Source organism: Acinetobacter sp. GW821-FHT01E09, assembly GCF_059422385.1.
Genome location: NZ_JBWKWU010000001.1, coordinates 1,302,390 through 1,322,593, shown reverse-complemented (window position 1 = coordinate 1,322,593; position 20,204 = coordinate 1,302,390). Strand labels below are relative to the sequence as shown.

Annotated in this window: 15 protein-coding genes; 8 read left to right on the top strand and 7 right to left on the bottom strand. The window is 39.9% G+C overall.

The genetic code is table 11. The features are described 5' to 3' along the window. Positions 1-19: 19 nt before the first annotated feature. The 4 genes from AC07U8_RS06085 to kdpA form a co-directional block, all read right to left on the bottom strand. Complete coding sequence (locus AC07U8_RS06085; RefSeq protein WP_494737513.1) at positions 20-2,674, bottom strand: ATP-binding protein; 2,655 nt, start codon at positions 2,672-2,674, stop codon at positions 20-22. 251 nt (positions 2,675-2,925) lie between these two features. Next, complete coding sequence (gene kdpC / locus AC07U8_RS06080; protein WP_494737512.1) at positions 2,926-3,531, bottom strand: potassium-transporting ATPase subunit KdpC; 606 nt, start codon at positions 3,529-3,531, stop codon at positions 2,926-2,928. Between the two features lie 20 nt (positions 3,532-3,551). Next, complete coding sequence (gene kdpB / locus AC07U8_RS06075; RefSeq protein WP_494737511.1) at positions 3,552-5,582, bottom strand: potassium-transporting ATPase subunit KdpB; 2,031 nt, start codon at positions 5,580-5,582, stop codon at positions 3,552-3,554. Between the two features lie 10 nt (positions 5,583-5,592). Further along, positions 5,593-7,317 carry a potassium-transporting ATPase subunit KdpA gene (kdpA, locus tag AC07U8_RS06070; protein WP_494737510.1) on the bottom strand — a complete coding sequence of 575 codons (1,725 nt, stop codon included), beginning with the start codon at positions 7,315-7,317 and terminating at the stop codon, positions 5,593-5,595. Positions 7,318-7,623: 306 nt separating this feature from the next. Between kdpA and AC07U8_RS06065 the strand changes: the two genes are divergently transcribed. Together AC07U8_RS06065 and AC07U8_RS06060 are read left to right on the top strand one after the other, a co-directional pair. Next, entirely contained in the window at positions 7,624-8,424 is an 801-nt protein-coding gene (locus AC07U8_RS06065; RefSeq protein WP_056516247.1) for an undecaprenyl-diphosphate phosphatase, read from the top strand. Positions 8,425-8,492: 68 nt separating this feature from the next. Beyond that, the gene (locus AC07U8_RS06060; RefSeq protein ID WP_494737509.1) at positions 8,493-8,780 is read left to right on the top strand and encodes a hypothetical protein; all 288 of its coding nucleotides are present in this window, start codon (positions 8,493-8,495) and stop codon (positions 8,778-8,780) included. Positions 8,781-9,325: 545 nt separating this feature from the next. On the opposite strand, the gene hfq is transcribed toward AC07U8_RS06060, so the two are convergent. Further along, on the bottom strand, positions 9,326-9,703 hold the full coding sequence (gene hfq / locus AC07U8_RS06055) for an RNA chaperone Hfq (RefSeq protein WP_096733545.1): 378 nt from the start codon (positions 9,701-9,703) through the stop codon (positions 9,326-9,328). A 159-nt stretch (positions 9,704-9,862) separates the two neighbouring features. Continuing rightward, on the bottom strand, positions 9,863-10,195 hold the full coding sequence (locus tag AC07U8_RS06050) for a hypothetical protein (protein ID WP_315075685.1): 333 nt from the start codon (positions 10,193-10,195) through the stop codon (positions 9,863-9,865). Positions 10,196-10,346: 151 nt separating this feature from the next. Between AC07U8_RS06050 and AC07U8_RS06045 the strand changes: the two genes are divergently transcribed. The 6 genes from AC07U8_RS06045 (at position 10,347) to cueR (ending at position 17,498) form a co-directional block, all read left to right on the top strand. After that, positions 10,347-11,030, top strand: a complete 684-nt coding sequence (locus AC07U8_RS06045; RefSeq protein WP_004722117.1) for a heavy metal response regulator transcription factor — start codon at positions 10,347-10,349, stop codon at positions 11,028-11,030. Then, positions 11,020-12,411 (top strand): heavy metal sensor histidine kinase, encoded by a 1,392-nt coding sequence (locus AC07U8_RS06040; protein ID WP_494737508.1) that lies wholly within the window; start codon positions 11,020-11,022, stop codon positions 12,409-12,411. Before AC07U8_RS06045 ends, AC07U8_RS06040 begins: the two co-directional genes overlap by 11 nt. Before the next feature lie 263 nt (positions 12,412-12,674). Then, a complete protein-coding gene (locus tag AC07U8_RS06035) occupies positions 12,675-13,046 on the top strand; it encodes a copper resistance CopC family protein (protein WP_034618205.1) in 372 nt (123 codons plus the stop codon). Positions 13,047-13,186: 140 nt separating this feature from the next. Further along, entirely contained in the window at positions 13,187-14,065 is an 879-nt protein-coding gene (locus tag AC07U8_RS06030) for a copper resistance D family protein (RefSeq protein ID WP_494737507.1), read from the top strand. 463 nt (positions 14,066-14,528) lie between these two features. Then, positions 14,529-17,012, top strand: a complete 2,484-nt coding sequence (locus AC07U8_RS06025) for a heavy metal translocating P-type ATPase (protein ID WP_494737506.1) — start codon at positions 14,529-14,531, stop codon at positions 17,010-17,012. Positions 17,013-17,033: 21 nt separating this feature from the next. Next, on the top strand, positions 17,034-17,498 hold the full coding sequence (gene cueR / locus AC07U8_RS06020) for a Cu(I)-responsive transcriptional regulator (RefSeq protein ID WP_034618209.1): 465 nt from the start codon (positions 17,034-17,036) through the stop codon (positions 17,496-17,498). A 276-nt stretch (positions 17,499-17,774) separates the two neighbouring features. Here cueR and AC07U8_RS06015 read toward each other — a convergent pair whose 3' ends face one another. Beyond that, complete coding sequence (locus AC07U8_RS06015; RefSeq protein WP_494737505.1) at positions 17,775-20,198, bottom strand: glucose/quinate/shikimate family membrane-bound PQQ-dependent dehydrogenase; 2,424 nt, start codon at positions 20,196-20,198, stop codon at positions 17,775-17,777. Positions 20,199-20,204 lie beyond the last annotated feature (6 nt).

The following is a 20,204-nucleotide window of genomic DNA, read 5'->3' as shown; positions in this document are numbered from 1 at the left end:
CTAAAATCAATATGTGCACTTATCCAATCTGCTGAATCGGCAATTGCATACGGATGCAGGTGCCTTGATTATTCTTGGCTGAAGATGCCGAAATTTTACCCATATGCGCACCAATAATGGCTTTAACAATGGTTAAGCCCAACCCCGTACCATACTGCCCGCGATCGCCACGTTCCATAGTATAGAACATATCAAAAATACGCTCTCGTTCATCTTCTGGGATACCTAAACCTTGATCACTAATTGAGATTTCAATTTCGTTTTCATTGAGTTGTAAAACTTTAATCGTTACCGCTTTATTTTCTGGAGAAAACTTGGCTGCATTTTCCAATACATTAAAAATCGCTTGTTCGATCAAAGCTGCATGCACAAATAGGCTCAAGGTTTGCTCAGGTAAATCAACCTCAACAAGACTTTGCGGCATATAACGTTTTAAACGGCGTACCGCTGAACCAATCAACTCATCGACACCAATCCAATCTCGTTTAAGACTTAAACCTTCATGGCCTAAGCGTGTCATATCCAATAAATTCTGAATATAACGATCCAGCCGTTCGCCTTCCAAATGAATCGCCTCCAACAAACTATCTTGATCTCGTTCATCCATCGAATGCCGATAATTACTCAAAGTATCAGCTGCACCAATCATAGAGGCTAAAGGTGAACGTAAATCATGAGAGACGGAGGATAACAAGGCCGAACGCAATCTCTCTGTTTCTGAACTGACATTGGCGATTTCCAATGCTTTAGTGAGTTGGGTTCGAGAAATCGCTTGAGCAATATATTCAACCATGGTTTCAGTCAATTGCTTCTGTTCTGTATTTAAAACCGATACATTTTTAAGAAACTTAACCCCGACCACACCAAAACACTGTTTAGACGCCAATAATGGTAAAAACCACCAATCATTTTCAGTTAAGGTTTGGGTAAACCGTCCCGATGGTTGATGGTTCTTAAATGTCCAATCCGCTGAAATTTTTTCTTTATTGTTAATCACCTCAAGTGATGACGTTGACGATTCTGGGAAATAAAACCAGATTTCGGCATTTAAGTTTTTACTTAAACTGTTTTCTGCAATCTCCTGCACTTGCTTTAAATCAATTGCGATAGACAGCTTTTGACCTAAATCCTGCATAATGCTGTTATAGCTATTGGCAGCCTTTAAAGCAGTCACTTGTTCTCTCAGTCTTGATGCCAAACGGCTTGAAATCAACGCTGCGCCTAAAAAGGCAACCACGGTTATCACGCCCTGATGTGCAGAAATTTGCAAAGTGAATTTGGGTGAAATAAAGAAAAAGTTATAAGCCAAAAAGAACAACAGTGCCGAAAATACCGCAGCCAGCATGCGTGTCTTAGATGCCACAAAAACTACAGCAGTGATAAATATCACCGAAAGCTCTTCGATTCCTAAATACTTTTCACCTAAGCTGGCAATCACAATACTGACCACTGTGGTTGATATAACGAATAATATTTCTCTAAGATTTAGAAATGAATGCGTATCCTGAAAAAATGATTGCTGGCGATGTTCTGCAAGAATCGGGACGATACTCAATTCAAAACTTGGCTGGTACTTAAGTAATTGATCAACAAAATTTACACCCCATACGTTTACACCCCATACAAAGGCTTTACGATGCGATTGTGCCAACACCAAGGTTGAAATCCCTCGATCCATCACATAATCAAACAACGTTTTTGCATGTTGTTGACCATAAAGGATTTCCGTCATCCCGCCCAATTGACGGGTGAGGTTTAAAGCGCGTTCAATTTCTCGACCAGATAAATTGTCTTGTTTTTCGGTTATTTTTGAATCTTTAGAAAAGACCACCACCGTCCAATTTGCCTGCCGATTTTCGGCAATACGACAACCTGCGCGAACCAACGCCTCTGCCTGCCCATTGCCCTCAATCATAATTAAAATATGATTTTTTAAAGGAATGGGGACTAGCCCTTGTATAGCAAAATTTTCTCGAACATCGGTATCGACATGACTGGCAACAGTTTGCATTGCCAATTCACGCAATGCGGTCAGATTTGAACTGTTGAAAAAGCGTTGCAATGCCTGTTCAGCTTGCTCAGGCACATAGACTTTGCCCTGATTTAAACGCTCAAGTAATTCATTGACTGGTAAATCAATTAATCGAATATCACGAATCCGCTCAAAGACTCGATCAGGTACAGTTTCAGTCACCCGAATACCCGTAATTTGATAGACCACATCATTTAAACTTTCGAGATGCTGAATATTCATCGTGGTAAATACATCAATACCCGCATCCAGTAATTCATTGATGTCTTGCCAACGTTTTTCATGACGACTATTTGGCATATTGCTATGCGCAAATTCATCCACTAAAACAATGCTGGGTTTGCTTGCAAGCACAGCATCAAGATCCATTTCTTCAAGATAATGCCCTTGATACTCAATCGCCTTTCTTGGAATAATCACCAAACCCGAGATGAGGTTTTCAGTTTCAATGCGACCATGGGTTTCAACATAGCCAATCACAATGTTAATGCCTTGCAAAGCCAGTTCGTGCGCACGCACTAACATTGCAAACGTCTTCCCCACACCAGGTGCAGCTCCTAAAAATATAGTGAGGCGCCCAGACTGATAACGCTGAGTGTGTTGTAGCAAAACATCTGCTTTATTATTTCTATAATCGCTCATCGCTGTCTGCTTGTTTAAAAATTACATCACTGTGGTGTTTCTTTGCGACCATTCAATACAGCAAAAAACACAGGCCAACAAAGAAACACAGAAAACCGTCGTTTGATTCAGCTTGAATCATCTACAATCTCAAAGAGGGAATATTGTAAATTTATACGAAAATAAAATCCCAACAATGCCCACTTTTCAACAATCATAGAGAATCAATTAGATCAGCACAGATTCATTTTGCTTTGCTGATCTCAATCCATTTATTGAGTTCCAATTTGATCCAAAGCCAAATTTAATTCAAGTACATTGACTCTGGCTTGCCCTAAAATTCCAAATGTCGGTTGTATACTATTTTCTTGCAGCAACCTTAGCACATCCTGTTCTGGCAAATGTCTGGCTTTGGCGATACGTTTTACTTGAATCATTGCAGATTGCACACTGATTTCAGGATCAATTCCACTGCCTGAAGCCGTGACCAAATCTGCAGGAATCGCGCTTTTTTCAACCTGCTCTTGTATCGCAATTTTGTTTAAACGCTCCTCTACTGCTTTATGTAAATCAGGATTGGTTCGTGCCATATTACTTCCCGCCATGGCCATTGGATCATAATTGGCAGCAGAAGGTCGTGGATGGAAATATTGCGCTTGTACAAAAGGCTGTGCAACCAGTTGAGAACCTATAACTCGGTCATTTTCTACGATCAAACTGCCATTGGCTTGTTGATCAAAAAGCACTTGTCCCAACCCTGTTGCCGTAGCACTGTAGACAAAGCCACAGAGACCCAATGCGACAATGGTTAATCCCAGCGATGCCCGTGTTAGTCCAGCGAATGATGACTCAACCAATCGATTATTTTCAGTATTCATTTTAATCATCCTCAAAATTTCTAAAGTGCCAATAAAGGGCTGATCATCAGATCAATCAGCTTGATCGCAATAAACGGTAACAACACACCACCCACACCGTAAATCAGCATATTTCGACGTAACAATTGCGTTGATGTTGAAGGCTTAAACTTCACTCCACGTAAAGCAATTGGAATCAATAATGGAATAATGATGGCATTGAAAATTAGTGCTGAGAGAATTGCACTTTCTGAACTTCCCAAGCGCATCACATTTAAGGCTTGCATTTGAGGGATGGCTGCGACAAATAAAGCAGGTAAAATGGCAAAGTATTTGGAAACGTCATTGGCCAAGGAAAAGGTGGTCAATGCACCACGGGTAATTAACTGCTGTTTACCAATCTCAACGACAGACAATAATTTGGTTGGATCTGAATCCAAGTCCACCATATTGCCCGCTTCTTTTGCAGCCTGTGTCCCTGAGTTCATTGCCAAACCAATATCCGCTTGTGCCAAAGCAGGTGCATCATTGGTTCCATCGCCAACCATGGCAACCAAATGACCTTTATTCTGTTCATGACGAATACAATTTAACTTATCTTCAGGTTTCGCTTCAGCGATGTAGTCATCGACACCTGCTTCAGCTGCAATAGCAGCAGCCGTTAAAGGGTTATCCCCTGTAACCATGAGTGTTTTAATACCCATTTCACGTAAGCGGGCAAATTTTTCCTTGATGCCTTGTTTAATTACATCTGAAAGTTCAATCACCCCAAGAATATTTTGATCTTTTGCCACCACTAACGGCGTTGCACCTTTTGAAGCAACCTGTTCTACCCGCGCTCTAAGCTCACTATGATGTTCAATATTCTGTGAAGCAAATTTGATAATCGCATCTACTGCCCCTTTACGGATTTGCTGACCACTGACTAAATTTATACCTGAAATTCGCGTTGCGGCATTAAAGGCAATAAACTCGGCCTGTACAGGTTCAACAATATGTTCACCTTGCTCTTTTGCCAAAACCACAATCGATTTACCTTCTGGCGTTGGGTCTGCAAGTGATGTGAGTATCGCAGCTTGACGTAGTTCCGACTCAGTCACACCTGTCAGTGGGAAAAATGCTGTTGCCTGACGGTCACCATAGGTGATGGTTCCTGTTTTATCGAGTAACAACACATCCACATCACCTGCCACTTCGACAGCTTTACCTGATTTTGCAATCACATTGGCTTTTAATGCCCGATTCATCCCCGCAATACCGATTGCAGGCAACAAGCCACCGATGGTGGTTGGAATTAAACACACCAACAAAGCCACCAACAGAATCGGGTTAATTTCAATTTTTAAGAAATGCCCTATAAAAGGTAAACTCACCACCACCGCGATAAAGGTCACAGTCATCACAGTCAGTAAAATCCCCAGTGCGATTTCGTTTGGTGTTTTTTGACGATTGGAGCCCTCAACCAAAGCAATCATTCGGTCAAGAAAGCTATTACCCGCTTCAGCAGTCACCTGTACCACGATACGATCCGTTAAAACCTTAGTTCCCCCAATCACACCCGATTTATCGGTACCTGCTTCACGTAAAACTGGCGCTGACTCACCGGTTACCGCAGCTTCATTAATGGTCGCAAAACCATGAATAATCTCACCATCCGCAGGAACAAGTTCCCCTGCACGGACTTCAATCAGATCATTCATTTTTAATAAAGTTGCAGCGACTTGCACACCCTCTAAGTCATCCTTAGCACTGAGTCGACGTGCGGTTAAGTTTTGACGCGCTTGTCTTAAGGAGGAGGCTTGACCTCGACCTTTGGCTTCTGCAATGGCTTCGGCATAATTGGCAAATAACACTGTGATAAATAAAATCAATGTCACCGCTAAGCCAAATACAGTATCGGCTTGCCCCGTTAAAGTACTGACCAATGTGATGAGGGTACCCAGCCATACGATCGCCATCACTGGATTTTTAATCGCATGTTGCGGTAACAACTTAATCAAGGCATTTTTCCAAGCTTCACCTTGGAATAAAGTTGATGATTTATTTTGCGTAGATTGTTTTGAATGATTCATGTTATTCACCCTAACCTTGTACCAATAACAACTGATCAGCGATCGGTCCTAAAACAAGGACTGGCATAAATTGTAATAAGGTCAACATCACCACAATGGCAATCAGGGTGAAAGCAAAGGTTGGTGTTTCCACTTTTAAACTACCTGTGCTTTCAGGAGCTTGACGCTTTGCAGCTAAACGCGCAGCAATCATTAAAGGGATGATCAATGTTGGGAAACGTCCAAGCAGTAAAGCAATCACACAGGTAACATTCCACCATACGGTATTGTCCGCTAAACCTTCAAAACCAGAACCATTGTTGGCAAAGGCCGAAACATACTCATATAGCACTTGTGAAATCGCATGATATTGCGGATTGCTATTGCCTGTAAGTTCAGGGAAAAACAAAGCGATTGAGCTTAAACCGAGAATCGTAATCGGCTGAATCAAAATCACCACAGCAAGTAATTTAATTTCCCCTGCTTCAATTTTGCGGCCAAATAATTCAGGTGTACGCCCCGTCATCAAGCCTGCAATAAATACAGCCAAAAACAAATAGATCATAAATTGTTGTAAACCACAGCCGATCCCACCCCAAATCGCATTAATCAACATATTCGCCAGCGCCACTAAACCTGTTAATGGCGATGCAGAATCATGCATCATATTGACTGAACCATTATTAACCTGTGTGGTTATAGCGGCCCAAAGTGCAGAAGATGCCTCACCAAAACGCACCTCTTTTCCTTCCATAGCGTAAATTTGCATCGCGGTAGATGACAGGCTTTCAGACCAGATTGCCGCGGTGGCTGAAACAACCGACATCAGCAACATTGAGCCAAAAACAAAGCCAGCAAATTTTGTGCGTTTGGTTAAAAAACCCAACATAAAAATCACGGCGACAGGAATAAGTAAAATCGCAATCATTTCTAAGAAATTTGAAAATGGCGTTGGATTTTCCAATGGCACACTACTGTTAGGTCCATACCAACCACCCCCATTACTGCCCAATTGCTTAATCGCAACCATGGGTGCAACAGGACCAAGTGGAATTTTTTGAGTTTTTAATTCAGTGGTTTGGTCAATCACTTGAACTTCTGGGCCACCTTGAAAGGTTGATGGCACACCTTGGCTATTGAGGAGTAATGACCAAATCATGCATAACGGGATTAAAAACCGAAAGGTTGGGCGGATTACATCGGCCCAATAATTACCGACATTGATTTGTTGAACTTTATTTTGAAAGCTTAGGTTTTGATCGTTTTCTGACAACCGATTCGATTGCGGATAAAACAAAGCACGGACGGTTGCCACCACCATTGCCAAACCCATCATTGGGGTAATGATTTGCAATCCAACAATACCAACCATCTGTGATAAATATGACAGTTGCGCCTGACCTGAATAATGCTGTTGGTTGGTATTGGTCAGAAATGAAATCATAGTATGCAGGGCTAAATCCCATGACATATTCGGCGCATTATTTGGATTGAGTGGCAAACTTGCTTGGCACATAAACAACAGCCAAGTGACCAATCCAATGACGATACAACTCGCGACAAAGCTGAGTGAGTAGGTTTTTGCATTCATCCCTTGATCAGGATGTGTACCCAAAACACGATAAATCGGTTTTTCAATCCAGTTAAAAATTGGATCAATTTTCATCTTTCGGTTTTGCATGATACAGGCAAGATACTTCCCTAAAGGAAAAGCCAAAAGCACCACAATCACCAAGACTAAGATAAACTCTAACATGACATTCCCCCCCAACTTGATTGGCTCAAATTAAAAATGTCGATATTGCAATGATTTATATGTTTTTGAAGTACGCATAATTTTGGATGCTGTACTTGTTGATGCGCTATATATTTAGCACTCATCTTTTTCATCCTAAACGCTGGGATATTCCACAACTCAGTATCCGAAAATACCCCGTAAACTCTCTATTTACAGTCAGATCAGCCGCGTAAAAATTTCGTAAAATTTTGTCTTTTTTGATTTATAAACAGCGTTAAATACATTACAAAGGTTCAAATTTTAGAACGCTTGTTTATTTTATTTATGGAAAATTTTGAACTGCTTAAAGCATTGTTTTTGGGGTTAATCGAAGGCTTAACTGAATTTTTACCCATTTCAAGTACAGGGCATCTGATCTTATTTGGTCATCTCATTGATTTTCACTCAGATTCGGGACGTGTGTTTGAGGTGGTGATTCAGTTGGGGGCAATCTTGGCTGTATGTTGGCTGTATCGACAAAAAATCATCGAATTAATTCGCGGCTTTTTCTCAGGCGATGTAGCAGCCAGACGTTTTGCGATTAATGTCTTAGTTGCATTTATTCCTGCGGTGGTGATTGGTGTCTTAGCAGTAGATTTTATTAAACAAGTGCTGTTTAGTCCTTTGGTTGTGGCTTTTGCTTTAATCATCGGGGGCTTCATTATTTTTGCTGTAGAAGCCAGAAAGTTTGAACCTAAAACCATTGAAGCCACAGACATTACCTTAAAACAGGCAATTCTGGTTGGGTTTGCTCAATGTCTTGCTATGATTCCGGGAACATCACGTTCAGGCGCCACCATTATTGGCGGGATGTTGTCTGGTTTATCACGTAAAGCGGCAACCGAATTTTCATTTTTCCTTGCAATGCCAACCATGTTAGGCGCAGCAACCTATGATTTAATTCGAAATGCAGATGTTTTAACCTCAGACAATCTGATTAATATTTCAGTGGGTTTTGTGGCTGCATTTATTGCTGCGCTCTTGGTGGTCAAAGCTTTGGTAAAATTTGTTGAAAAACATACGTTGAGAGTGTTTGCTTGGTACCGTGTGGTATTGGGTATTATTTTACTGTTTGTATTTTTATAATTATGTGAATTGAAGGCAGATAAATTTAAATCTGCCTATGTTTTTTATCTTATTGACCCACTTATCTTGTGGGTCTTTTTTTATCTCTTAAATATAGTCAACCTATCAAAAAAACTCAAAAAACTCAAAAAACTCAAAAACTCAAAAACTCAAAAACTCAAAAACTCAAAAACTCAAAAAACTCAAAAACTCAAAAACTCAAAAACTCAAAAACTCAAAAAACTCAAAAAACTCAAAAAACTCAAAAACTCAAAAACTCAAAAACTCAAAAACTCAAAAACTCAAAAACTCAAAAACTCAAAAACAAGAATATAATTTCTCTTAATCAATATTTTTCAATTAAATTAATTACATAGAAAATTAAATTATTTGATTATAAAAAAGCTTGCAATGCCACACATTACGTTCAAAGTTTAAATAGCTTTGCGTAGGCGATGCCTCACTTTTTGCTGGGGATGCCAAACCTTGCGCTGCAAACAAAGCAGTGCTTTGTTTTTGCTCATGTTTGGCGAGGGGTACGTCCTGTACCCCCGCCTAACGGCGACATCCCTGTCGCCCCACGATAGGATAACCATCTAGGATTCAAAAGTACAAAAACCGAAGGAATAATCAATAGTTTCTAAAAATTCATACAAAAACATGAGCTTCATTTATGATCAGTGATTTGATATAAATCACTCGTATGAATAATTAAGTGGTTTGACTATAAGATGAGGGCGATTTCATCTTGCTCTATGGATTTTAAAAAGCCTTATATAAAGAAGCCTAATATTTAACAGAGAATGTTAAAGACTTAAAAACTCAGACTAAAATCCTCATACAGTCTATATAGACAAACGACCACTTAGATAAAGCCACTCAATTGTTGATATATTTGATCAAGCCTTTGATAATCTAATTTTCAAGTATTTTCATCTTCAGGAATATCTTCAAAGTGTTTTTCATCATTAAAACCATTTTCATAACCAAAGTCATTTTGGCTATTAAATGAATATTCACGATCATTTTCAAAGGTATTGTAACTGTGTTGATGATCAAATTTTGCAAGGGAGGCTTTAATATTTGAACGAGGATGGCGTGTAGGCAAAACAGTAGAAATTGAATGTTTATAGATAATTTGCATTTGCCCTACACTGTTCCTTAGTAACACGACATATGAATCAAAAGATTCAATATGCCCCTGTAATTTAATCCCATTGGTCAGAAAAATAAAAACTGGAATATGCTTTTTTCGGAGAGAATTTAACAGCGGATCTTGTAAGGTTTGAATTTTAGACATATTACGCTCCCAAAACTTTTAAATACTTAAAAAATATCGTTTTTAAATAAAATTTATAATTAAACGCATCCTGCGAATTTTACTTTCTTTCAAAATAGATGAACCAACTTTGCCATCTATCCCCTAAGCTTTGAATTTCAACATGAATCTTTTATTGTGTTACTTACTTGCTGTCGCAGAGGCAACAGGCATCGTCATGTTTGAATGATCCATTTTCATCATCACATGTGCCATATCAACCCCACTCGATTGAGTTGTTTGTGCCATTTCAGTTGAATGTACATGCTGTTGCTCTGCATGTTCATTGTTAGACTTTTTGGTTTCATGCTGCGCATTACAAGGCTTTATAGAGCATTGCATTGGCATTTTTTCTGCAGTTTGAGGATCCGTTTTATTCGGCATTTTAGAGGCATCTGCCCAAGATTGAGTCGCAATTATCAGACTCCCCATACAGACCATGTTGATTAAACTGCGGGGTAAAATCGCTCGCATTTGTACCTCTCCAAGCTTGAGATTCTTAAGTGGTACAATAAATCGAACTATTGAACATTAAGATGACTTGAAAATGACATTTATGTAATCTATACCTTTCTTTAGTTTTATCACGCTATTATATTTTTAAAGAGTATTCTAGGAAGCAAACATGAGAATATTATTAGTCGAAGATGAGCAAAAAACTGGGGACTACCTTAAGCAAGGTTTATCTGAAGCAGGTTATATTACTGACTGGGTTACAGATGGGCTCACAGGTAAACAGTATGCACTTTCTGAAGATTACGATGTCATCATATTAGATGTGATGCTACCTGGGGTAGATGGCTGGCATATTATAGAAGCTGTCCGTAAAAATGGAAAAACCATGCCGATTTTATTCTTAACAGCGCGAGATCAAATTGAAGACCGCGTAAAAGGATTAGAGTTGGGTGCGGATGATTACTTGGTAAAACCTTTCGCATTTGCTGAACTTCTCGCAAGAATAAAAAGCTTACTTCGTCGAGGACAGCAAAGAGAAGACAGTAACTTAATTAGTATTGCCAATCTTGAACTTGATATCAGAAAACGACGTGTAACGCGTGAAGGACAACGTATTGACCTGACCGCGAAAGAGTTTGCATTGATGGAATTATTTATGCGTAGACGTGGTGAAATTTTGCCGCGAGCACTGATTGCCTCACAAGTTTGGGATATGAACTTTGATAGTGACACCAATGTGGTCGAAGTTGCGATTAAACGTTTAAGAAATAAAATTGACAGTAACTTTACACCTAAACTGATTCAGAATATTCGAGGAATGGGTTACGTTTTAGAGGTTGAAGATGAGGCGTAAGCTGTTCAATGCGATTAGTTTCCGAATCGCCATTATTTTTTCCCTCTCCACTGTAACGATTTTAATTATTATGGGCTTCGTGATACACCTCGGAGTCACACAACACTTTGAAAGTGAAGATCGAGTACTCCTTGAGGGAAAAATTCAGCTTATACAAAATCTATTAAAACAGAATCCAAGCAACTCTAAAGAACTCAATGTTGCATTAAAAGATTCTCTTATTGGACATGATAATCTGATTGTGCAAGTTGAACGACCGTTGAATCAAATTGTATTTAATTCTGCACAAATGGCGATCGCACCACAGGTCATTGCCAACCCAGATCTGGATCAATGGATTAGATGGGAGGTCCAAGATAAAAATTATCGTGGATTAGTCTATCAAAATATTTTTGAAGATGATGAAGATGCACAATCTACCCAAATTGTTGTTGCGATTGATACTTCAGAACACATGCTTTTTTTAAATGCATTCAAACGTCAACTGGTTTATATTTGTTTAATTGGTGCACTTTGCTTAATGTTTTTAGGATGGTTTGCGGTTTGGCGAGGATTACGCCCGATCAAAAAAATAGCGGCAGTTGTAGAAGGGATCTCAGCACAAAATTTATCTGAGCGTTTAGAAGTTGAGAATACTCCAACAGAATTAAAATCACTGACCATCGCCTTTAATGAAATGCTTGACCGCTTAGAGTTTGCTTTAGAAAAACTTTCCGACTTTTCATCGGATCTTGCACATGAAATTCGCACGCCTATCAACAACCTAATGACACAAACCCAAGTATGTTTGTCTCGTAGTCGAGATATCGATGCCTATAAAGAAGTCTTGTTTTCAAACTTAGAAGAGTTTGAACATCTGGCAAGAATCGTTTCAGATATGCTGTTTTTGGCGAAAGCAGAAAATGGCCTTAACCTTAAAAATGTACAAACCATTCATTTATACGAAGAATTCAACACTTTGTTTGAGTTTTATGATGCTTTAGCAGCCGAAAAATATATGACCTTTCATCTGGTCGGTACCGGAAAAGTCAATGCAAATATTGCGATGCTACGCCGTGCGTTGAGCAATTTAATCTCCAATGCAATTAAATATGGCAAGTCGAATTCTGTTATTCAGATTAAATGTCAACAAACAGCAGATCACACCAGTTTTTCAGTTGAAAATGAAGGTCCTACCTTATCCCCTGAACAATTATCTCGGCTGTTTGACCGTTTCTATCGAACAGATGCCTCTCGTCAACGTGTTGAAGATGGTACAGGTTTAGGACTTGCCATTACCAAGTCTATATTGGCCTTACATGGTGCAACCATCCAAGCAGAATCACGAGATGGTTTAGTGATCTTCACAGTTGTTTTTAAAAATGAATATCTTCCAACATGATATACAGCGCAAAAGTATCTTAAATAAAATCACACCTTTAAGCAGCTGTTGAAAATACAGCTGTAAAAATTGAAGCACAAACTCATTATTAAAAAAAAATAAACCTTTATGATTAGTATGTATTTAATTTGCCTTAAAAATCTTTTAATACCACAAATTGTTTAGCTATTCTAAATAACAAAAGTGTAATTTTAAAGTCATTCTGATGTCTATCACGCTCTTTAATAATCAAGGTCTAAACACACCAGTAAAAGGAACATTCAATGAAATCCTCACAAAATAACATGACCAAACTACGTAATGCCTTATTGGGTACAGTGATACTCATTAGCGCGACCAATGCTATGGCTCATGTTGATTTAACCAGCAGTACCCCTGCAATGAATGCATCCATTACCACTGCGCCGAAAAGTTTAGTGCTTAATTTTAGTGGAGAAGTCATGTTAATGAATATTAAGGTCCTGGATGCACAAAGAACCAATATTCCACTTAACTATAAAGTGAATCATGATCTAAAAAAAATATTTAATGTTCCTGTTCCCGCACTTAAAAAAGGCAAATATTTTGTTGTTTGGACAACAATGGGCAAAGATGGGCATAACATGAACAATGAATATAGCTTCACAATTAAATAAAACCAAAGAAATTGAAGATTGATAAACAACATTCAGCAAGCGACTGAACTGTTGTTAGGGTGTGTTGGCATTTCATCAATGGTCTGAATTGTCGCAAACTGAGACGAATTGTCAACAGACTCGAATAAAGGAAAAAAATAATGTTCGAATTCTGGATCTGGTCAACTTGGCTAACAAAAATTACCTTATATCTCAGTACTGCTTTTATGATTGGCGGTGCTTTTTGTTATTTTTTACTTTGGCGTTATTCCAGCATAAAAGTAACACTACTCAAGTATATGCACTTAGGTGCGACATTAGGTCTGGTTGGAAGCACTTTAGGCTTTTTTATTTTAGTAGGTAGCTTTGCCAATGCGGGGCTTTCTGGCATTTTTGATCAAACCTATCTCAGTATCCTTTTAAATACAGACACTGGACAAATACACATTGTCAGAATTATCAGTTTTGCCTTAATTTTTCTGCTTTTAACGATCAAATTGGGCAAAAAAACCACCCATATTACTACTTTTGAAAAAATACTATTTGCGGTATTGCTGATTCCGATTCTTTATAGCTATTCCCAAATCGGGCATGTCACCAACTTAGCATTTTTTGCTCAAATTCTACTCAGCATTCATGTTTTTTTCATGTCGTTATGGATGGGCTCACTTTATCCTTTATGGAAAATGAGCCATAAAATCAGTGGTCGATCGTTAAGAAAACTCATGGAGGCATTTGGCCGAATTGCAGCCTTTGTTGTCGGAATATTAATCCTCTGTGGTATCACCATTGCATTATTTTTATTTAAGGATCTGAATACTTTAATCTATACCTCATATGGTCATGGTTTTGTTCTTAAACTGGCATTTGTGGGGAGTATTTTATTACTTGCTGCTTTCAATAAATGGTTTCTTACTCCACGAATTGAAGAACCTTTATTTGCGCAATATTTAAGTTGTGCCATTTTATTTGAAATGTATTTGGGTTTATTGATTCTACTTACCACAAGTTACATCACCACAGTGGTTGGGATTGATTAAAAAATACGGATATGAATAAACGTTGAGAGTATAGCTTTAGATGTTTTTCCAAACGAGACAAAACATTATAGGTTATTGAATTTATGTTATTATCTTGCGCTACAAGCAAAGCAAGCTTTGCTTTTGCTTAAATGAAAGATGATCATATTGAATGAATTATATGGGTATTGAACGTCCCTTCTCCCTTCGGGAGAAGGCTAGGATGAGAGCGCTTTTATGTTAATTTTTGCTTTTAAAAATGATTAATAAAAGAAGACTAATATATAAACAATAATGAGCCATCATTTAAAGACAGCCTGTATATGCTACATATTGTCTTTAAATAATCTTATTGACGGTCACCCTTAAACAAAATTTACATTTATAACAATAACCTATAAAAACTTGAATTGTTTTACTTGACCTTACCATTATGTCAAAGTTTAGGATTTAGATCATGGAATAAGACTTATAGGTATGACTTATGGAAAATAGATCACAAGATCGTGTTTCTGATTTGAAAAGTAGTTTACAAATCAAGGGCATGAGCTGTGCAAGTTGTGTCAGTCGAATAGAAACAGCGCTTAAAAAAGTCGATGGCGTCACTCAAGCATCCGTGAATTTAGCCACTGAACGTGCTGATATTACATCGAATATCAGCATTGATCGCCAAGCACTGATCAATGCGATTGAACATGCTGGATATGAAGTTGCTGATGCAGCCACTGAATTATCGATTGATGGCATGACTTGTGCCTCATGTGTCAGTCGTGTTGAAAAAGCGCTCAAAGCCGTTCCCGGTGTCAAAGAAGCAAATGTAAATCTTGCAACTGAACGTGCAACAATCACAGGCACAGCCAATGTCGCAGCTTTAATTGCAGCGATTGATAAGGCGGGTTATGACGCCAAACAAATTCAAAACGCTATTCCAGATCAAGTAGAACATCTCGAAAAAAAAGATCAAGAACGTGCTGAACTAAAACGTGATCTGATACTTGCCACGATTTTTGCGCTGCCAGTTTTTATTTTAGAAATGGGTTCACACCTTATTCCCGGCATGCATCACCTGATTGCTCAGACCATCGGGGTACAAAATAGCTGGTATTTACAGTTTATTCTGACCACACTGGTGTTGGTGATTCCGGGGCGTAGATTCTATATACATGGTTTACCCGCTTTATTGCGTTTAGCACCAGATATGAATTCATTGGTTGCTGTAGGTACCTTGGCAGCATATCTATTTTCCATCGTCGCAACATTTATGCCCAGCATCTTACCAGCTGGAACAGTCAATGTTTATTATGAAGCCGCTGCGGTTATCGTTGCCTTAATTTTACTCGGTCGTTTTCTTGAGGCAAAAGCCAAAGGGCGTACTTCTGAAGCCATTCAACGCTTAGTCAGTTTACAAGCCAAAGTTGCACATGTTTCTCGTGAGAATCAAATCATAGATATTCCGATTGACCAAGTTGTAGTTGGTGACTTTATCATTGTTAAACCGGGTGAACGTGTTCCTGTAGATGGAAAAGTTATTGAAGGCAAAAGCTTTGTCGATGAATCGATGATTACGGGTGAACCCATCCCTGTCGAGAAAAAAGTAGACAGTGATGTTGTCGGTGGTACCATCAATCAAAATGGCACCTTAAGCTTTAAAGCTGTCGCTGTAGGTGGCGAAACCATGCTTGCACAAATCATTCGTTTGGTTGAGCAAGCACAAGGCTCGAAAATGCCGATCCAAGCTGTGGTTGATAAAATTACCTTATGGTTTGTACCTGCTGTGATGGCTGCTGCTGTACTGACTTTCTTGATTTGGTTGATTTTCGGCCCTTCCCCTGCTTTAACTTTTGCTTTGGTCAATGCTGTTGCTGTGCTGATTATTGCCTGCCCTTGTGCAATGGGTTTAGCAACCCCAACTTCAATTATGGTCGGGACAGGACGTGGTGCCGAACTCGGTGTACTGTTCCGTAAAGGTGAAGCATTACAACTACTGAAAGATGCCAAAGTGGTTGCTGTAGATAAAACAGGTACATTAACTGAAGGCCATCCTGTACTAACAGATTTTGAGGTCACTGAATTTTTTCAACGTGATCATATCTTAAGTATGGTGGCAGCCGTTGAATCTCGTTCTGAACATCCAATTGCCAAAGCCATTGTGGATGCCGCAACCAAAGAAAACCTAACCTTACCCAAAGTCAATCAATTTGATTCTGTGACAGGTATGGGCGTCTATGCAGCTATAGATGAAAATGGCGAAATTCATATAGGTGCGGATCGCTATATGCTCCAGCTCAATATTGATATTTCACCTTTTGCAAGTGCGGCACAACGTTTAGGTGATGAAGGCAAATCACCACTTTATGTGGCAATCAATGGCAAGCTGGCAGGAATTATCGCGGTTGCAGATCCAATTAAATCAACCACGCCAAGTGCAATTAAAGCCTTGCATCAACTCGGTCTTAAAGTTGCCATGGTCACAGGTGATAATGCCCGTACAGCCCAAGCGATTGCTCGACAATTGGGCATTGACGAAGTGATTGCGGAAGTTTTACCTGAAGGAAAAGTAACAGCGGTACAAAGCCTTAAAGCAAAATATGGCAATATTGCATTTGTCGGTGATGGGATCAATGATGCCCCTGCTCTGGCTGAAGCCGATGTTGGGCTTGCCATCGGTACAGGTACCGATGTTGCAATTGAGTCGGCGGATGTTGTATTGATGTCAGGTAACTTGCAAGGTGTTGCCAATGCCATTGCTTTATCAAAAGCCACTATCGGCAATATTCATCAGAATTTATTCTGGGCATTTGCATACAATACCATGCTGATTCCAGTTGCGGCAGGACTACTCTATCCTGCTTATGGAATCCTACTTTCGCCAATCTTTGCAGCAGGTGCAATGGCTTTATCCAGTGTATTCGTCTTGGCCAATGCCTTACGTTTACGTCGCTTTCAACCCGCTTCTACTTTCGAGTAGAAGCTTGTAGAGAGAATCACCATGAATATTGGAAAACTGTCTCAAACTGTTGGAATCTCTGCCAAAATGATTCGTTATTATGAGCAAATTGGTCTGATTCCAGCCGTGGGGCGAAGTAATGCAGGATATCGCTCTTATTCCGACCAAGATGCTGAACGGCTCAAGTTTATTCGAAGCTCAAGATCGCTCGGCTTCTCGGTTGCAGAAATCGCAGATCTTCTGGATTTATGGAACAATAAAAATCGACACAGTGCGGATGTAAAGCAACTCGCGCTCTCGCATATCGAAAAATTGGAAATCCGTATTACTGAATTGCAGAAGATGACCAATACTTTGCAAAACCTCATCAATTGTTGTGCGGGTGATCATCGACCGAATTGTCCAATTCTTGAGGGTTTGCAAAAGCAGGATATTGAGCTTCAAGAAAGCTACCATCAAAATGATTCTCTCTCTGTTTCTCCACTTGCGCAGCAAAAAGTTAAATAGGATTTAAATCCTCCCCCTTGCGAAGTAATACTTCTCACCTTTATCAAAGGAGGGAGCTTTCCATTACTCAAATTAATTGTGTTTCACTTAATTCCATCGCCCCAACGTCAACATCCATGTCGCCATGCGGTAGCTAGACCCGGTGTAATTCAATGATGTAAAAAGCAAAGCGACTTAATTGGCACCCAGCCAATTCAATTTTAAACCCATAAAAAAACTGCAATCGATTAACGATTGCAGTTCCATTTTTTAAACAGTTTTAGCTTACTTTAAAGCTTACTTCAGACTATAGGCAATCACATAGTCACCATGGTCAGGAGATTGTCGAGCACCGCCCGCAGTCACCATTACATATTGCTTACCTGTTTTAGGTGAAACATAGCTGATTGGTGTTCCTTGGCTACCGACAGGTAAACGTGATTTCCACAACTCTTTACCTGAAGAAGAATCCAAGGCACGTAAGTAGTAATCTTGCGTTGCAGCAAAAAACACTAAGCCACCTTGTGTTGCCATTGGACCACCAATGGTTGGCATACCAATCGGTGCTTTTAATCCCATTTTTATGCCCATAGGTCCAGTGTCTTCCACTGTTCCCATTGGTACTTGCCAAGCGATCTGACGCGTTTTCATATCAATGGCTGTCATGGTGCCATAAGGTGGTTTTTGACATGGAATATTCAACTTCGACCAGAAGCGATCTTTATTGACTTTATATGGTGTACCTTTCATCGGTACAGCACCCATACCTGTATTGACCTTTTCACCACCATTTGCCTGAATTGCCAAATCTTCAGGGGTTTGTTCAACCAACTGAATCCATAGACCTAAACGCATATCGTTGACAAACATATATTGGTGGCTTGGATCAAAGGCAATACTGCCCCAGTTCATGCCACCCAAAGAGCCGGGGAAGCTTAACGATTTATCTGTACCCGGTGCAGTATATAGTCCTTCATAACGCATGGATCTAAAGCCGATACGACACATCAGCTGGTCAAACGGCGTTGCACCCCACATATCCGATTCAGTTAAAGTTTGATTGCCAATTTGTGGCATTTCAACTGAACGTGGTTGGGTTAGGCTATATTGTTCGCCTGGAATATCGGCAGCTTTAACAGGTTGTTCAATCACTTGGGTTAATGGTTTACCTGTTAAGCGATCCAACACAAAGAATTGTCCAGATTTGGTTCCAATCACCACAGCAGGTTGATTTTTACCATCTTTCATTGGGAAATCGACCAAGCTTGGTTGCATCGGTAAATCAAAATCCCATAGGTCATTATGAACAGTTTGATAAACCCATTTTTCTTTACCTGTGCTTGCATCTAATGCCAAGACAGATGAATTATATTTATGATCCAAAGGTTGGCGGTTGCCTCCCCACACATCTACAGATGAGCTCCCCATTGGCATAAATACCGTGTTCATTTTTGGGTCATACGACATCGCAGCCCATGAGTTAGCTGAACTGCGTTTATAGGTTTCGCCTTCTTTTAACACATGGTTTGGATCAGGATTTCGTGGATCAAATGCCCAGCGTAATTGACCTGTGATCACATCATAAGCACGAATCACCCCACCCGGCATATCTGCGGCAAGGTTATCGGCAATACGGCTACCCACCACAATCACTGTGCCCGCAATGGTTGGTGCAGAGGTCACTTCAAAACGTGGTGCGGTGGTTCCCTCACCCAAGCCTTTAAGTAAGTCAACCGTTCCATCTACACCAAAATCTTTACAACGCTCGCCCGTGTCAGCATTGACCGCAATTAAACGGCCATCTGGTGTGTTGGTATACACACGGCGTAAACAAGCGGTATTGTTTGCAACAGCTTGAACAGGTGTTGCACCTGCCAACGTCGGTTGGGTTAAAGGTTCAGTTGAATCGAAGTAAGCCACACCACGACAACGTTCCCATGCATCCGATTTAGAGTTTACTTCGGCTTTCCAAAGCTGTTTACCTGAGTCAGCCTCTAAAGCAAAAATATTGTTATGTGGCGTACATAAGTAAATCTTGTTGCCCACCTGTAAAGGGGTCATTTGATCTTCTGCACCGTTGCCTGAACCTGTAGTGAAATCACCTGTACGAAAACGCCATGCTTCTTTAAGTTGATGGACATTCTCACGGGTGATTTGATCAAGTGCAGCAAAGCGACTGCCGCCAGAATCCTGACCATAATGTTGCCAATTGCTTTGTTGCTGGTCTGCTTGAACAGGAACCAATGGCAATGCCTGACCAGATGCGGCAACCGTTGGATGCGGTTGGAACATTTGATAAAGGCCAATCAACATACCTAAAACCGTGAGTGCACCCAAGCCAAAAGCTGGCAAGCTTGCACTCGGTTGAAACTGGTAACGGCGAATCGCGGGCAAAGTAAACATCAATGCAGCGAATAAACCTGCTGGAAACATCAGTCTTGAAAATAATGGCCAAAATTCCCAACCTGCATCCAGCAATGACCAGATGATGGTGCCCACAAAAACCAAACTAAACAGCCAGACACCGAGTGCTTTTTTCTTAAAGATAAAAATTGCTGATGCCAATGTGATTACACCAGAAATCACGAAATACCATGATCCTCCCAGTGTCGCCAACTTAACTCCGCCTACAGTAAAAAAGGCTCCTGTCACAAGCAAAGCCAAACCTAAGATAAAACACCATATTTTTAATACGGTATGTGTCCTTGTAGATTCAGTCATAGGTCA